Source organism: Streptomyces sp. ERV7 (assembly GCF_001653515.1).
Classification (GTDB): Bacteria; Actinomycetota; Actinomycetes; order Streptomycetales; family Streptomycetaceae; genus Streptomyces.
Genome location: NZ_LYOY01000040.1, coordinates 863,604 through 878,002, shown reverse-complemented (window position 1 = coordinate 878,002; position 14,399 = coordinate 863,604). Strand labels below are relative to the sequence as shown.

The 14,399-nt window shown below is 73.1% G+C and carries 16 protein-coding genes; 11 read left to right on the top strand and 5 right to left on the bottom strand.

Annotated elements, in window-relative coordinates; genetic code table 11:
- Window positions 1-56: 56 nt before the first annotated feature.
- A complete protein-coding gene (locus A8W25_RS18570; RefSeq protein ID WP_067162911.1) occupies window positions 57-962 on the top strand; it encodes a polysaccharide deacetylase family protein in 906 nt (301 codons plus the stop codon).
- 19 nt (window positions 963-981) lie between these two features.
- Here the strand turns inward: A8W25_RS18570 and A8W25_RS18565 are convergent, their stop codons facing one another.
- Both A8W25_RS18565 and A8W25_RS18560 read right to left on the bottom strand, forming a co-directional pair.
- Window positions 982-1,863: an alpha/beta fold hydrolase gene (locus A8W25_RS18565; RefSeq protein ID WP_067162909.1), complete on the bottom strand. Its 882-nt coding sequence runs from the start codon at window positions 1,861-1,863 to the stop codon at window positions 982-984.
- Window positions 1,864-2,426: 563 nt separating this feature from the next.
- Window positions 2,427-3,119, bottom strand: coding sequence for a metal-dependent transcriptional regulator (locus tag A8W25_RS18560; RefSeq protein ID WP_067162907.1), 693 nt, complete (start codon window positions 3,117-3,119; stop codon window positions 2,427-2,429).
- A 237-nt stretch (window positions 3,120-3,356) separates the two neighbouring features.
- On the opposite strand from A8W25_RS18560, the gene A8W25_RS18555 reads away from it, so the two are divergent.
- Together A8W25_RS18555 and ccrA are read left to right on the top strand one after the other, a co-directional pair.
- Entirely contained in the window at window positions 3,357-4,112 is a 756-nt protein-coding gene (locus A8W25_RS18555; RefSeq protein ID WP_067162906.1) for an SIS domain-containing protein, read from the top strand.
- Window positions 4,113-4,227: 115 nt separating this feature from the next.
- Window positions 4,228-5,388 carry a crotonyl-CoA carboxylase/reductase gene (ccrA, locus tag A8W25_RS18550; protein WP_079126278.1) on the top strand — a complete coding sequence of 387 codons (1,161 nt, stop codon included), beginning with the start codon at window positions 4,228-4,230 and terminating at the stop codon, window positions 5,386-5,388.
- Here the strand turns inward: ccrA and A8W25_RS18545 are convergent.
- Genes A8W25_RS18545 through A8W25_RS18535 form a run of 3 tightly spaced genes read right to left on the bottom strand, consistent with a single transcriptional unit; the run spans window position 5,372 to window position 7,855 of the window.
- Window positions 5,372-6,142, bottom strand: coding sequence for a 4'-phosphopantetheinyl transferase family protein (locus A8W25_RS18545; RefSeq protein ID WP_234386500.1), 771 nt, complete (start codon window positions 6,140-6,142; stop codon window positions 5,372-5,374). The two genes, ccrA and A8W25_RS18545, sit on opposite strands and share 17 nt — an antisense overlap.
- Window positions 6,135-7,604, bottom strand: coding sequence for a class I adenylate-forming enzyme family protein (locus tag A8W25_RS18540; RefSeq protein ID WP_067162903.1), 1,470 nt, complete (start codon window positions 7,602-7,604; stop codon window positions 6,135-6,137). The genes A8W25_RS18545 and A8W25_RS18540 overlap by 8 nt, the downstream gene beginning before the upstream one ends.
- Window positions 7,604-7,855 carry an acyl carrier protein gene (locus A8W25_RS18535; protein WP_067162901.1) on the bottom strand — a complete coding sequence of 84 codons (252 nt, stop codon included), beginning with the start codon at window positions 7,853-7,855 and terminating at the stop codon, window positions 7,604-7,606. Before A8W25_RS18535 ends, A8W25_RS18540 begins: the two co-directional genes overlap by 1 nt.
- 181 nt (window positions 7,856-8,036) lie before the next feature.
- Here A8W25_RS18535 and paaA point away from each other — a divergent pair, with 181 nt between their 5' ends.
- From paaA to A8W25_RS18495, 8 genes are all read left to right on the top strand, one after another.
- Complete coding sequence (gene paaA / locus A8W25_RS18530) at window positions 8,037-9,044, top strand: 1,2-phenylacetyl-CoA epoxidase subunit PaaA (RefSeq protein WP_067162899.1); 1,008 nt, start codon at window positions 8,037-8,039, stop codon at window positions 9,042-9,044.
- A complete protein-coding gene (gene paaB, locus A8W25_RS18525; RefSeq protein ID WP_067162897.1) occupies window positions 9,041-9,343 on the top strand; it encodes a 1,2-phenylacetyl-CoA epoxidase subunit PaaB in 303 nt (100 codons plus the stop codon). Before paaA ends, paaB begins: the two co-directional genes overlap by 4 nt.
- Window positions 9,333-10,106 carry a 1,2-phenylacetyl-CoA epoxidase subunit PaaC gene (paaC, locus tag A8W25_RS18520; RefSeq protein ID WP_067162895.1) on the top strand — a complete coding sequence of 258 codons (774 nt, stop codon included), beginning with the start codon at window positions 9,333-9,335 and terminating at the stop codon, window positions 10,104-10,106. Before paaB ends, paaC begins: the two co-directional genes overlap by 11 nt.
- Complete coding sequence (gene paaD, locus A8W25_RS18515) at window positions 10,103-10,597, top strand: 1,2-phenylacetyl-CoA epoxidase subunit PaaD (protein WP_420708480.1); 495 nt, start codon at window positions 10,103-10,105, stop codon at window positions 10,595-10,597. The genes paaC and paaD overlap by 4 nt, the downstream gene beginning before the upstream one ends.
- 9 nt (window positions 10,598-10,606) lie before the next feature.
- Entirely contained in the window at window positions 10,607-11,713 is a 1,107-nt protein-coding gene (locus A8W25_RS18510; RefSeq protein ID WP_067162893.1) for a 2Fe-2S iron-sulfur cluster-binding protein, read from the top strand.
- A 97-nt stretch (window positions 11,714-11,810) separates the two neighbouring features.
- Window positions 11,811-12,593, top strand: a complete 783-nt coding sequence (locus tag A8W25_RS18505) for an SDR family oxidoreductase (RefSeq protein WP_067162892.1) — start codon at window positions 11,811-11,813, stop codon at window positions 12,591-12,593.
- A 33-nt stretch (window positions 12,594-12,626) separates the two neighbouring features.
- Window positions 12,627-13,478, top strand: a complete 852-nt coding sequence (locus tag A8W25_RS18500) for a tryptophan 2,3-dioxygenase (protein WP_067162890.1) — start codon at window positions 12,627-12,629, stop codon at window positions 13,476-13,478.
- Window positions 13,471-14,289, top strand: coding sequence for an alpha/beta hydrolase family protein (locus A8W25_RS18495; RefSeq protein ID WP_067162889.1), 819 nt, complete (start codon window positions 13,471-13,473; stop codon window positions 14,287-14,289). Before A8W25_RS18500 ends, A8W25_RS18495 begins: the two co-directional genes overlap by 8 nt.
- The last annotated feature ends 110 nt before the right edge of the window (window positions 14,290-14,399 follow it).

Sequence of the window (14,399 nt, the reverse complement as noted above, 5' to 3'; positions counted from 1 at the left end):
ACGGCGGGCCTGGGTAGATCTTTTGTGTGACCGCGTATCGAGTGACGCTCAGGGCCGTGACCGCCGGGCTGGCCACCTCGGTACTGCTGTTCTGCGTGGCCTGCGCCACCGGCGCGAGCGCCCCCGACGCGCCCCGGGCCGCTCCCGTCCACCATGTCCACGAGGGCGACGAGAGCCCGCCGGAGGTCGATGCGGAGGACGGCCGGGGGCCGGGCGCGCTGCCGTACTCACCGCTGTGCCGGACCGCCAAGTGCATCGCGCTCACCTTCGACGACGGGCCCGGCCCGTACACCGCGCGGCTGCTCGACATACTCGGCCGGGAGGGCGTGCGGGCGACGTTCTTCCTGGTCGGCGAGAAGCCCGTGCACACCTATCCCGACCTCGTACGGAGGATCGCCGCGCAGGGCCATGTCATCGGCAACCACACCTGGACGCACCCGGTCCTGACCGGTCTGCCCGAGGCGGAGGTCCTGCGCCAGCTCAGCCTCACCCAGTCGGTGCTCCAGCAGCTCACCGGGACCAGGCCGACGCTGATGCGGCCGCCCAAGGGCCTCACGGACGCCCGGGTGACGGGCGCGGCCCGGGCGCTCGGGCTCGCCCAGATCCTGTGGAACGTGACCGCGACGGACTACCACAACACGACCACCGAGCTCGTACGGAAGCTGGTCCTGGAGCGGGCCCGGCCGGGCGGCGTGGTCCTGCTGCACGACGTGCTGCCGTGGACCGTGCCCGCCGTGCCCGGCATCATCGCCGGGCTGCGGAGCGCGGGCTACACGCTGGTGACGGTCTCCCAGCTGTACGAGAACATGCGGCCGGGCGAGCAGTACCCGGTGTGGGCGGCACCCGCGCCCACCGCGCCCGCGCCCAGTACGTCCGCGCCCAGTACGTCCGCGCCCAGTACGTCCGCGCCCACCGCGCCGCCGCCCGCCAAGCCTGCCCCGGCGGCCCCCGGGCGCGGCTGACGGTCCGTACGCGACCGGGTCAGGGGTTCGTCGGGACCGGCTGCTCGGCCGCCTCCCGGAGGAACGGCTCGACCGCGGCCCGCCAGCCCTCCGGCTGGTCGTAGTGGACGAGATGGCCGGCGTCGGCCACTTCCGCGTACTGACCGCGGGGCAGTACGCGGACCATCTCCTGGGCCTCGGCGCGGCCGAGCTCGCCGTCGAGGCCGCGGACCACCAGCGCCGGGCAGCGGACCTGGGCCAGCTCCTCCCAGTGCGCGTCGTACACCCAGGTCTCGCGGGAGGTGAGCATCTGGCGGCGGGAGAAGACCGGGCGCCAGCCGTCGGCGCGCTCGGCCATCACCTCGGCGAAGAACTCGCCGCGCGCGGGGCTGGGGCGCTCCACCCAGGGGTCGTCCTCGCCGAACCACTTCCGTACGTCCGCGAGCGTCGCGAACGGGACCGGCCAGGACTTGAACCAGTCCTCCCACTCGCGCTGGGAGGCCGCGCCGAGCGCCGAGGCGCGCATGTCGCAGATCACCAGGGCGCGGACGAGGTCGGGGCGGCGGGCGGCGAGCTGCCAGGCGGTGAGGGCGCCCATGGAGTGGCCGACGAGGGTGACCGGGGCGAGGGCGAGCTGCTCGATCGCCGCCTCGGCGTCCGCCACATAGGCCTCGCGGGTGAAGGGCCCCTCGGCGGGCTTGTCGCTGCGGCCGTGGCCGCGCTGGTCCAGGGCGACCGCGCGGTGCCGCTCGGCGAGCCAGCGGGCGGTGGGCGCCCAGTGCGCGGCGCGGCCCATCAGTCCGTGGAGCAGTAACACCCCCGGCGCCCGGCCGTTCTCCCGGCGGTCCTTGGGCGGGTCCGCGAACTCCCAGGCAGCGAGGCGTACGCCATCGGATCCCGTCACGTCGCTGCGTCGCACCATGTGTCCTGGCACCCCCTTCAGCCCCCGAAGCCCTGAGGTCAGTTCACGGCAGGGTATCGAACCTCTATTCGAAAACTCGCGTCTCTCGCGCAACACCCCTCGTTCGAGTGACCGGACTCAAGGATTGACGGGCCGCCCCGAGGGGAGATCTTCTGCGGGAGGCGGGCGGCCACGGTGGGACCGACCGGCCGGCCCGAGGGAGCTGACCCCGAGAGCTCGGGGCTCCGGGTCAGCACCGGGGAGGGCAGGCCCCGGCGCCGCAGGGCGTCGGGGCCCTCTGCGGTGCCCTGGGACGCGGCTCCCGGCATGATCCCCACCTTCCCTCACGGCCGTGCGCTCTTCGGCTCCTTGAGGTCATATGCCTCACCCGACAGCGTGGCACGCGAACCGCCCGTCCGCTGCCGATCCGACCGGAATCAACGGGCCGGAAACGGGCCGGAACGGCGGTCGGCCCACCCTCTCAACTCCCGTACACCCCAAAGGAAACGGGGGCGGCGACGCGCGTCCGCGCGACACCGCCCCCGCGACCTGCGAGGTCTGCCCCGCCACTCGGCGGGTCCGCCCTACCGCTTGGCCACGAAGACGTGGGACGCCACGTCCGCGCCGAGCTCGGCGGCCTCGCCGCTGCTGCCGACCAGGACGCCGCCCGGGGACCGGGTCACGCTGACGACCGCGCCGGGCTGCACGCCCGCGCGACGCAGCGTGTACATCAGCTGGGCGTCCGTCTGGATCGGCTCGCCGATGCGGCGCACGACGACCGTCATGCCGTCCTCGGTGGCCTCCAGCTCGTTGAGGCTGATGATGCCGTCCTCCAGGAAGGCGTCGGCCTCGGCCTTCTCGCCCAGCTCCTCAAGGCCCGGGATCGGGTTCCCGTACGGAGACTCGGTCGGGTGGCGCAGCAGCTCAAGCACCCGCCGCTCCACCGCCTCACTCATCACGTGCTCCCAGCGGCAGGCCTCGGCGTGCACCTGCTCCCACTCCAGGCCGATCACGTCGACGAGCAGGCACTCGGCGAGCCGGTGCTTGCGCATGACGCGGGTGGCCAGGCGGCGGCCCTCCTCGGTGAGCTCCAGATGACGGTCGCCCGCGACCTGCACCAGGCCGTCGCGCTCCATGCGCGCGACCGTCTGGCTCACGGTCGGCCCGCTCTGGTCGAGTCGCTCCGCGATCCGGGCGCGCATGGGGACCACACCCTCTTCCTCAAGTTCGAGGATGGTGCGGAGATACATCTCCGTCGTGTCGATCAGTCCGGACATACGTGCCCCTCGATGCTGTGAATGTTGAAAGCACTCGTGCGCTGGCCCTGGCTCAATTCTGACGCATCCCACTGACAACCGTGCCCCGGCCGGGGAGCCGCCTGCGGAACGGGCGGGGGATCCGCCACGACGGGGCGTATTGACAGGGCAATGGTCCAGACCGCAACGTGTGCGGCGGCGCGGACATTCCCTCCCCCGAGCATTCCCCCGAGCACTCCCTTGGAAAGGGCCCAGGCGATGAGCGAGAGCAAACTGGCCGGTCAGTTCTTCGATGCCGCCATCGGACTGCTCCAGCGGGTACGGGACGAGGAGGGCGCGAACGTCGCCGCCGCCGGTACCGCGATCGCGGACACCGTGGCGGCGGGCGGCCGCCTCTTCGCCTTCGGCGCCGGGCACTCCTCGCTGGCCGCGCAGGACGTCGTCTACCGGGCGGGCGGTCTCGCCCTGATGAACCTGCTGGCCGTGCCGGGCACGGTCGGGGTCGACGTGACGCCCGCGACGCTGGGGTCGGCCCTGGAGCGCGTGGACGGACTGGCGGGCGCGGTCCTGGACTCCAGCCCCGCCAGGCCCGGCGACGTCCTGGTGATCATCTCCCTCTCCGGGCGCAACTCGCTGCCGGTGGAGATGGCGATGAACGCGCGGGCGCTGGGGCTGAAGGTCATCGGCGTCACGTCGCTGGCGTACACCGAGGGCACGAAGTCGCGGCACGTCTCCGGCACGTTCCTGCGCGACCACTGCGACATCGTCCTCGACAGCAAGATCGCGGTCGGTGACGCGGAGCTCACCCACGAGGCGATCCCGGCGCCGTTCGCGCCCGCGTCGACGGTGGTCACCAGCGCGCTGATGCAGGCGATGATGGCCGCCGCCGCGGAGTCCCTCGCGGAACGCGGCATCGAGCCGCCGCTGTTGCGTTCGGGGAACGTGGACGGGGGCCACGAGTGGAACGGGCGGGTGCTGACGGAGTACGGGGACCGGATCTTCTTCCGGCACTAGGCGCCGCGCCGGGCGGGCGCCACCCGTCCCCCGTGACCCCCTCAGGAGCCGCCTCGTGACCCAGGACCTGTACGAACTCGGTGACGCGCCGCCGCTGGGCGAGGCGCCCAAGCGCATGTACGCCTCGCTCATCCGGCCCGAGCGCTACGGGCAGCCCATCGACGCCTTCCGTACCGAGGTCGTGGACGTGCCCCCGGTCGGGCCCGGCCAGGTCCTCATCAAGGTGATGGCGGCGGGCGTCAACTACAACAACGTCTGGGCCTCGCTCGGCGACCCGGTCGACGTCATAGCCGCCCGGCAGAAGCGCGGCGCCGTCGAGGACTTCCACATCGGCGGCTCCGACGCGTCCGGCGTCGTCTGGGCGGTCGGCGAGGGCGTGCGCCTCAAGCCGGGCGACGAGATCGTGCTGCTGGCCAGTGTGTGGGACGAGAGCGCCGAGGACATCCGGCTCGGTGCCGACCCCTGCACCTCGTCCTCGCAGAGCGTGTGGGGCTACGAGGAGAACTACGGCTCGTTCGCGCAGTTCGCGGTCGTCGACGAGTACCAGTGCCACCCCAAGCCGAAGCGGCTGTCCTGGGCGGAGGCCGCCTGCTACATGGCGACCGCCGCCACCGCCTACCGCCAGCTCTTCGGCTGGGAGCCGCACACCGTGCGCCCCGGCGACGCGGTCCTGATCTGGGGCGGGGCGGGCGGCCTCGGCTGTATGGCGATCCAGATGGTCAAGCAGCGCGGCGGCATCCCCATCGCGGTCGTCTCCAGCGACGAACGCGGCGAGTACTGCGTACAGCTGGGCGCCAAGGGGTACATCAACCGCCGCGACTTCGACCACTGGGGCCGGCTGCCCGACGCCTCCGACGACGACGCCATGGGTGAGTGGCTCAAGGGCGCCCGTGCCTTCGGCCGCCGCTTCTGGGAGGTCCTCGGGGAGCGCCGGGCGCCCAGGATCGTCCTGGAGCACTCCGGCGCCGACACCATCCCCACCTCGATGTACATGTGCGACAACGCGGGCATGGTCGTCATCTGCGGCGGCACCACCGGCTACAACGGCGATGTGGACCTGCGCTTCCTGTGGATGCGCCAGAAGCGGCTGCAGGGCTCCCACGTCTCCAACGCGCGTGAGGCCCGCGAGGTGACCACGCTCATCGACCGGGGCCTGCTCGACCCGTGTCTCTCGCTCACCCTCGGCTTCGAGGAGATCGGCAAGGCCCACCAGCTGATCCACGACAACGAGCACCCGGCCGGGAACATGGCCGTCCTGGTCAACGCCAAGGCGTAGCACGGTGGTCGGGCCGTCGCGCCACGGGGGCGACGGCCCAGCTGAACACACCCGGCCCGGCCGGTCGCACCCGTACGTCGATGACCTGCCTCGGCAGCCCTCTCGGCCAGGTGCGGAAGCCTCCCGGAACCGGGCTGGTCGCCATGCCCAGGAGGGTCGCGGGTGCCTCACTGCCGAGCAGGGTGCTGAACGCCTTGAACGCCGCCTCCTTGGCCGAGAAGACGGCGAGAAGGCGGCTCTCGGCGTCGGCTGCCGCGGGATCGAGGCCGGCGCGCTCGTCGGGGCCGAGCACCAGGTGCGCGCTGTTCAGCGGCAGACCGCGCAGTTCGAGGTCGCAGCCCAGTGCGTGGAAGCGCGCGCCCGGCGCGGCCAAGGCGACGGCCAGACCACCGGAGTGGCTGATCGAGCCTTCGAATCCGGCCGGGAAGAGCGGCCGTCGGCCGGACCGGGGGAGCTCCCCCGCCGAGTGACCCGCCTCGGCCAGCGCCCGGCGGGCCGCACACCGTCCGGCGAGGAAGTCACGGCGGCGCGGGAGCGGCATCGCTGCGGCCGCCGCCCACTCCCCCGGCCCGGCCGGGCGCGCCCACGGATCGTCGACGCGGACCAGTCCGAGCGAGAGCCCCTGGGCACGCAGGGCGGGGCGCAGCAGGAGCACCGCGTGTTCGGCTCCCGCCCGGCCGGAGGCAGGGTCCGGCCGGGTTGCTCCGGCGCCGGGCACCTGGTCCCTCTCACCGCGCCCCGCCGCGTCACGCACGCAGCAGCTTCTTGATGATCTTCCCGGCCGGGTTGCGCGGCACCTGGTCGATGAACTCGATCCGCCGGGGCCGCTTGTACGAGGCGAGGCGCTGCGCCAGATGCGCCTGCAACTCGACCGTGCCGGTGCCCTCTTCGACCACCACGTACGCCAGTGGGACCTCGCCGAAGTCCTCGTCCGGCACGCCGACGACCGCCGCGTCGCGCACCGCCGGGTGGGTCTGGAGCGCGCGCTCGATCTCCGAGGGGTAGACGTTCTGACCGGCCCGGATGATCAGGTCCTTGCTGCGGTCGATCAGCCGGATCAGACCGTCCCGGTCGATGAACCCCAGGTCACCGGTGCGGATCCAGCCGTCGACGGTGATCTCGGCCGTGGCGGTCTCGTCGCCCCAGTAGCCGCGCATCAGACCCGGGCCGCGGACGCAGATCTCCCCGATGGCGCCGGGCTCGACCTCCTCGCCCTGTCCGTCGAGGGCGCGCGCGGACATCCCGGGGATGACCCGGCCGGCCGGGATCACCTCGGGCACCGCGCCGGGCGCCGGGTGCTCCTCGGGGCCGAGGGTGACGAACGGGCCGCCGACCTCGGTCATCCCGTACACCTGCCGGAATCCGCAGCCGAGCCGTTCGACGGCCTCGGCGTAGATGTCCGGCGGCATGGGCGCGGCCCCGTACAGGATCTCGCGCAGGGTCGAGAGGTCCGCGGTGTCGGCGGACTTCGCGCGCAGCAGGAAGCGCAGCATCTGCGGGACGAGCCAGACGTGGGTGGCGCGGTGACTCTCGATGGCGGCCAGCGCGGTCTGCGGTGTGAACCCGGGCATCAGGACCACGGTCGCGCCCGCGGCCATATAGGTCAGCGAGACGACCATGCTGCCGTGGTAGAGCGGGCAGCAGTTGACCAGCACCATGTCGTCGGCGGGCCGGGACACGGCGAGCCAGCCGAGCGCGATGGCCCGGAACGAGGCGTGGTCGACGGTGACGCCCTTGGCCTGCCCGGTCGTCGCCGAGGTGTGCAGGATCGCCGCGGGGGCGTCGTCCGGGATGTCGTCGAGCGCCGGGCCGCCTTCGGCGCCGAGCGCGGCGAACGCCTCGTCGTCCAGGCAGACGCGGGTGCGCACCGGCAGGTCGGGGTGGCGGGCCAGCAGCGCGGCCTCGCCGATCACCGCGACGGCGCCGGTGCGTTCGACGATCCCGGTCACCTCGGCCGGGGTCAGACTGTGGTTGAGCGGGACGAACAGCGCCCCGACGCGGGCCAGCGCGAAGTACGACTCCAGGACCTCGATACGGTCCAGGGAGAGCACGGCGACACGGTCACCGCGCCGGATGCCGAGCCCGGCGAGCCCGTGGGCGAGGCTGATGCCCCGGTCGTGGAACTGGGCCCAGGTGACGGAGCGGTGCTCGTCCACCAGGGCCGTCCGGTCGGGGAAGCACTGGCGGTTGCGCTCCGCCAACTGGGTCAGCCACATCAGGCGGCGCCCGGCTGCGGGGTGGCGGCGTCGCGGCCGGCGACGAACCGCTCGTAGTCGGCGATGGTGGTCAGGCCCTCCATGTCCTCGGCCGTCACCTCGACGCCGGTGCGCTGCTCGATGAGCAGGATCAGCCGGACGAGGTCCCCGGAGTCGATCCCGCTGGCGCTGAGGTCCTCGTCGTCCCCGATGGCCTCGGCGAACTCCGGTGTGCCGGTCAGCTCGACCAGCATCGTCCTGATGGTGCTCATGGGCGTACCCCTCTCGTTGCACTGACTACCGAAGAGAGAGGCGCACTTGGCCCCGCACACTCCCCGGCCCACGCGTGACCTTCGTCACGGGTCGACGGTGTCCGCGCAGGGATTGAACGCCCCAGGTCAGACCTCTTCTTCTGTGAAGGCACCGCCACTACGGCGGTCCGGGGACGAAGGGGTGGTCGACGGCGTGGAGCAGCTCAACGCGCACTTCGAGGCGCTGCTCGCGGCCGGGGAGCAGATCGAGCCCCGGGACTGGATGCCCGACGGCTACCGGCGGATGCTGATCCGGCAGATCTCCCAGCACGCGCACTCCGAGATCATCGGAATGCAGCCCGAGGGCTCCTGGCTCACCCGCGCCCCCTCGCTGCACCGCAAGGCCTCTCTGCTGGCCAAGGTGCAGGACGAGGCGGGGCACGGGCTCTATCTGTACTCGGCGGCGGAGACCCTCGGGGTGTCGCGCGCCGAGCTCCTGGACGCGCTGCACAGCGGTCACCAACGGTATGCGGCCACCTTCAACCACCCCGCCCTGACCTGGGCCGACACGGGCGCGATCGCCTGGCTCACGGACGGCGCGGCCGTCGTCAACCAGGCGCCGCTGTGCCACACCTCGTACGGCCCCTACGCCCGGGCGATGCGCCGGGTGTGCCAGGAGGAGGCGTTCCACGTCCGCCAGGGCTACGACGTGCTGTGGTCGCTGTGCCAGGGCACGCCCGCGCAGAAGGAGATGGCGCAGGACGCGATCGACCGCTGGTGGCTGCCGGCCGTGGCGCTGATGTTCGGCCCGCCGGACACCGTGGCGGGCGGGGCGGACGACCGCACCGCGGCCATGGGCGCCGCCGTCTCCCAGCGGTCGATGGCCTGGGGCATCAAGCGGCACACCAACGACGAGCTGCGCCAGCGGTTCGTCGACAACTGCGTGCCGCAGGCGGAGCGGATGGGGGTGACCCTGCCCGACCCGGCGATCCGCTGGAACGAGGAACGGGGGCACTACGACTTCAGCCCGATCGACTGGCAGCTGTTCCGCGGCGCGCTCGGCGACGGTTCGCAGTGCAGCCGCCAGCGGCTCGCCCACCGGGTGGCGTCGCACGAGGACGGCGCCTGGGTGCGCGAGGCGGTCGACGCCTACGCGGCGGACCTCGCCGACGAGGCTGAACAGGACGACGAGGGAAGGCGCGTGTCATGAGCGAGCGGTCCGCACGGGTGCTGACGCCGTGGGAGGTGTTCATCCGGCCGCGCCGGGGCCTGGCCCACCAGCACGTGGGCTCGGTGCACGGCGCCGACGCCGACATGGCGCTGGCCAACGCCCGGGATCTGTACACCCGTCGGGGCGAGACGGTCTCGGTGTGGGTGGTGCGCTCGGACGCGGTGCACGCCGCCTCACCGAGCGAGAAGGACCCGTTCTTCAGCAACGCCGCCCACAAGCCGTACCGGTACCCCGAGCACTACATCCCGCTGAACGAGGAAAGCGGCCATGACGGCTGAGCCCACCGCGCAGAACGCGGACCTCGCCGAGTACGCGCTGCGGCTCGGCGACGACGCGCTGGTGCTCTGCCAGCGGCTGTGCGCCCTGGTGACCCGGGCACCCACCATCGAGGAGGACCTGGCGCTCTCCAACATCGCGCTCGACCTGCTCGGCCACGCCCGCACCCTGCTCGCGTACAGCGGCCGGCTCGACGGCACCGGCCGCGGCGAGGACGAGCTGGCCTACCACCGCACCGAGCGGCAGTTCCGCAACACGCTCCTGGTGGAGCTGGCGCCCGGCGACTTCGCCGTGACGATCGCCCGCCAGCTGGTGTACGCGCACTACAGCAGGCTGCTGTGGAGCGCCCTGGAGAAGTCCCGCGACGACACCCTCGCCGCCTTCGGAACCCGGGCCGCCCGCGAGGTCGAGTACCACCAGATGCACGCCGACCAGTGGACCGTGCGCCTCGGCCGGGGCACCGCCGAGAGCCGCCGCCGGATGCAGGCCGGGCTCGACCTGGTGTGGCCGTACGCGGCCGAACTCTTCGCGCCGGACGCCCTGGTGGACCGGCTGGACGCGGACGGGACCGCCCTCGCCCCGGCGCGGCTGCGCGAGGAGTGGGAGCGGGAGGTCGCCGCCGTCCTCGACGAGGCGCGCCTCCAGCTGCCCAAGCCCTCGTGGCGGGCGACGGGCGGCCGGGACGGGCTGCACACCGAGGCGTTCGCACCGCTGCTCGCCGAGTTCCGGTCGGTACGCCTCCAGTACCCGGGAGGCACCTGGTGAGCGCCGCGCGGCTGGACGCCGACCAGGTGCGGGCCCGGGTGAACACCGTGCCCGACCCCGAACTGCCCATGATCTCGCTGGCCGATCTGGGGGTCGTCCGCGCGGTGGAGGAGGCGGCCGACGGGGCTCTGGAGGTCGTCATCACCCCGACCTTCCTGGGCTGCCCGGCCATGCCCGCGATCGAGGCCGGGATCCGGGCCGTGCTCACCGAGAGCGGCCACCCCGACGGGCGGGTGCGGCAGGTGCTCTCGCCCGCCTGGACCACCGACTGGATCACCGACGAGGGCCGCCGCAAGCTCTCCGAGCACGGCATCGTGCCGCCGGGCCCCGCCCGGGCGCCCCTGTCGGTCCGGGTCGGCCTGGGCGTGCCCTGCCCGCACTGCGGCTCGGTGGCGACCCGGCCGCAGAGCCCGTTCGGGGCTACCCGCTGCCAAGCCGTCCTGGTGTGCACCTCGTGCCAGGAGACCTTCGCGCATCTGAAGGCGATGTGACGCACCCTCATGACGACAGCGACGACTAGCGGGACGACCGCGCCCGCCCGCCGGGCGACCGGTTGGTACCGGCTGCCGGTCACGGCGGTGGAGCCGGTCGGCGACGAGGCCGTGGCGATCAGCCTCGCCGTGCCCGGCCCGCTCGCGGACACCTTCGCGCACCGGGCCGGCCAGCACGTGGTCGTACGGCACCGGCCCGAGGGGCGGGAGCTGCGCCGCAGCTACTCGGTCTGTCTGCCGCCCCGCGACCCCGCCGGGCTGCGGCTGGTGGTCAAGCGCCTGGGCGCGGACGGCTTCGCCGAGTACGCCACCACGGAGCTGACCGTCGGCGACACCCTCGAAATCGGCCCGCCCACCGGCGACTTCCGGCTGGCGGACGTGCCCGGCGCACACCACGTCCTGGTGGCGGGCGGCAGCGGCATCACTCCCCTGCTCAGCATGGCCGCGGCCGCGCTGCGGGAGGACCCCCGCTGCCGGGTCTCGCTCGTCTACGCCAACCGCAGCGCGCAGTCGGTGCTCCTGGCGGACGAGCTGACCGACCTCAAGGACGCGCACGTCGGCCGGTTCTTCGCCCTGCACGTGCTCTCCCGCGAACAGCGCGAGAGCGAGCTGCTGTCGGGCCGGATCGACGCGGCCCGGCTGCCCAAGCTCCTGGCGCTGCTCGGCGCCGAGCCCGACGAGCGCACGCACTTCTACCTCTGCGGGCCCTGGGGGCTGGTGGAGACCGTGCGCGAGGCGCTCACCCGGTGGGGCGCGGACGAGGAGCGGGTGCGCTTCGAGCTCTTCTCCACCGGCGGCGGGCTCCCGCCCGCTCCCCCGCCCGAGCCGCTGGGCCGCACCGGTCGCATCTCCGCCCGGCTGGACGGCCGCACCACCGAGACGGTGATGCGGCCCGAGGACCGCGTGGTGCTCGACGCGGTGCTGCGCGCCCGGCCCGAGACCCCGTACTCCTGCCGCGACGGCCTGTGCGGCAGCTGTCGCGCCAAGGTGGTCCGCGGCAGCGCGGTGATGGACCGTCAGTATGCCCTGGGCCCGAAGGAGTTGGCGGCGGGCTACACCCTGCCCTGCCGGGCCCGCCCGGAGTCGGACGAGATCGCGCTCGACTTCGACGCCTGAGCCCGCCCGTCCCGCCGGGCACCCGCGATCCATGGATCGCCGCCCCCCCGACCGCCGCGAAGGCCGCGCGGTCCCCGAGATCACAGGAGTGTGGAGCATGACCAGTACGGGCAGGCTGAGCGACCGGACGGCCCTGGTGACCGGCGGCAGCCGGGGGATCGGCCGGGCGATCTCGCTGCGGCTGGCCGCCGAGGGCGCCCTGGTGGCCGTCCACTACGGGCACCGCACCGAGGCCGCCGAGGAGGCCGTCGCCGAGATCGAGGCGGCGGGCGGCCGGGCGTTCGCGCTGCGCGCCGAGCTGGGCGTGCCCGGCGACGCCGAGGCGCTGTGGACCGCCTTCGACAAGGGCCTCTCGGAGTACGGCGCCCGGCCCGGTCTGGACATCCTCGTCAACAACGCCGGGATCACGCTGCCCAAGCGGATCTCCGACGTCAGCGAGGAGGAGTACGACCGGCTCTTCGCCGTCAACGTCAAGGCCCCCTTCTTCGTCATCAAGGAGGGACTCGGCCGGCTGCGCGACGGCGGCCGCATCATCAACATCTCCTCCGGCGTCACCCGGATCGCCATGCCGAACATCTCCGCGTACTCGATGACCAAGGGCGCCCTGGACACCCTCACCCTCGCCCTCGCCCCCGAGCTGGGCCCGCGGGGCATCACCGTGAACGCGGTGGCGCCCGGCTTCACCTACACGGAGATCAACCCGACCCTGAAGGTGCCGGAGGTGCTCAACGCGTACGCCGCCACCTCCGTCTTCAACCGGATCGGCCGCCCGTCGGACATCGCCGACGTGGTGGCGTTCGTGGCGAGTGACGACGCGCGCTGGGTCACCGGCCAGTGGCTGGACGCGACCGGGGGCGCGCACATCGGAATGCCGGCCTGACCACCCGGCCCGCCCCACGACCTACGGAGACCCATGACCGAGCAGACCAGCGCCCTCGCCACGCCCCCGGCCGCCGACGAGGCGCCCCAGGTGCAGTTCGAGGGGACCACGCCGTACGAGGACTACGTCCACGCCTCGCTGCTTTCCACCCTCCAGCGGCCGCTCTCCAACGACCCCGGTGAGATGGCGTTCATCGTCACCACCCAGGTGATGGAGCTGTGGTTCACCCTCATCGTGTACGAGTGGCGCACGGCCCGGGACGCGTTACTCAAGGACGACCTGGAGCAGGCCATGGACGCGCTGCGCCGCAGCCGCCGCTCGCACCAGGCGCTCAACGACTCCTGGACACCGCTGGCCGCGCTGACCCCGGCCCAGTTCAACGGGTTCCGCGCGGCCTTCGGCGAGGCCTCCGGGTTCCAGTCGGCCCAGTACCGGCACATGGAGTTCCTGCTCGCCGACAAGTCCCGCTCGATGGTCCAGGCGCACCGGGGGCACCCGGCCGTCTACGCCGAGCTGGAGGAGGCGCTGGCCGCGCCGTCGCTCTACGACGAGGTGCTGCGCTTCCTCTACCGGCGCGGCCTGCCCGTGCCGGAGCACGTGGTGGAACGGGACGTCACCGAGGCCTACCAGCCGGACTCCTGGGTCGAGGAGGTGTGGCGGCAGATCTACGCCGGGCCGCAGGACAGCCCGCTGGTGCGGCTGGGCGAGGAGCTCACCGAGGTCGCCGAGCTGGTGCTGCGCTGGCGCAGCGACCATCTGCTCGCGACCCGCCGGGCGATGGGCGCCAAGGCGGGCAGCGGCGGCTCCCCGGGGGTGGCGTGGCTGGAGAAGCGCGCCCACCGGTCCGTGTTCCCCGAGCTCTGGACGGCCCGCAGCCATGTCTGAGACCGCCCCCGCACCCAGGACTCCCTCCGCGTTCGCGCTGGAGGAGGAGCGCCGGGTGCTGAGCATCCGCCCGGTGCTCGCCCCCGTGCACCGCAAGTACGGCTCGCATCCGCACCAGGTGTACGACCTGTGGCCGGCCGAGGACCCCGGGGCGCCGATGGTGATGCTGCTGCACGGCGGCTACTGGCGCTACGACCGGATGCATCTGACCCCGTTCGCCGCCCATCTGGCACAGAACGGGTTCACCACGGTCCTGCCGGGCTTCCGCAGGTCGGGCGGGGCGGGCGGCTACCCCGCCACCTTCGACGACATCGCCCTGGCCGTGGACACGATCCCGCAGGGGCGGCCGTTCGTCCTGGCGGGCCACTGCTCCGGCGGCCACCTCGCCCTGTGGGCCGGGGCGCGCGGGCTGCTGCCGGAGAGCTCGCCCTGGTACACGACCCGGCTCCCCACGGCGGTCCTGGGCCTCGCCCCGATCACGGACCTGGCGGCGACGATCCGCGACGACCTCAGCGACGGCGCGGGCCTGCAACTGCTGGGCGGCGCCGACCAGGTCGGGGCCCGGCTCCCGCTGGTCGATCCGCTCACGCTGCTGCGGGAGAAGGGGACGACGGGGGTACGGACGGTGGTGCTGCACGGGGAGGCGGACGAGGAGGTGCCACTGGGGCAGTTCGCGGACTACCTCGCGGTGCACAAGGACGCCGAGCCCGTCGTGCTGCCCGGGACCGGGCACTACACCCTGATCGAACCGGGTTCCGCGGCGTCGCGGGCCGTGATCGAGACGCTGGGAAGGCTGGCCTCCGGAAGCTGAGCGGTCCGGGGGACTTCCAGGAGTCCGCTCAGCGGCTCCCAAGGCGGGGACACGGGGGTGCACAAGCGTTTACCCTGAGAGGGGTGAACGCTTGTGCACCCCCTTCTCGA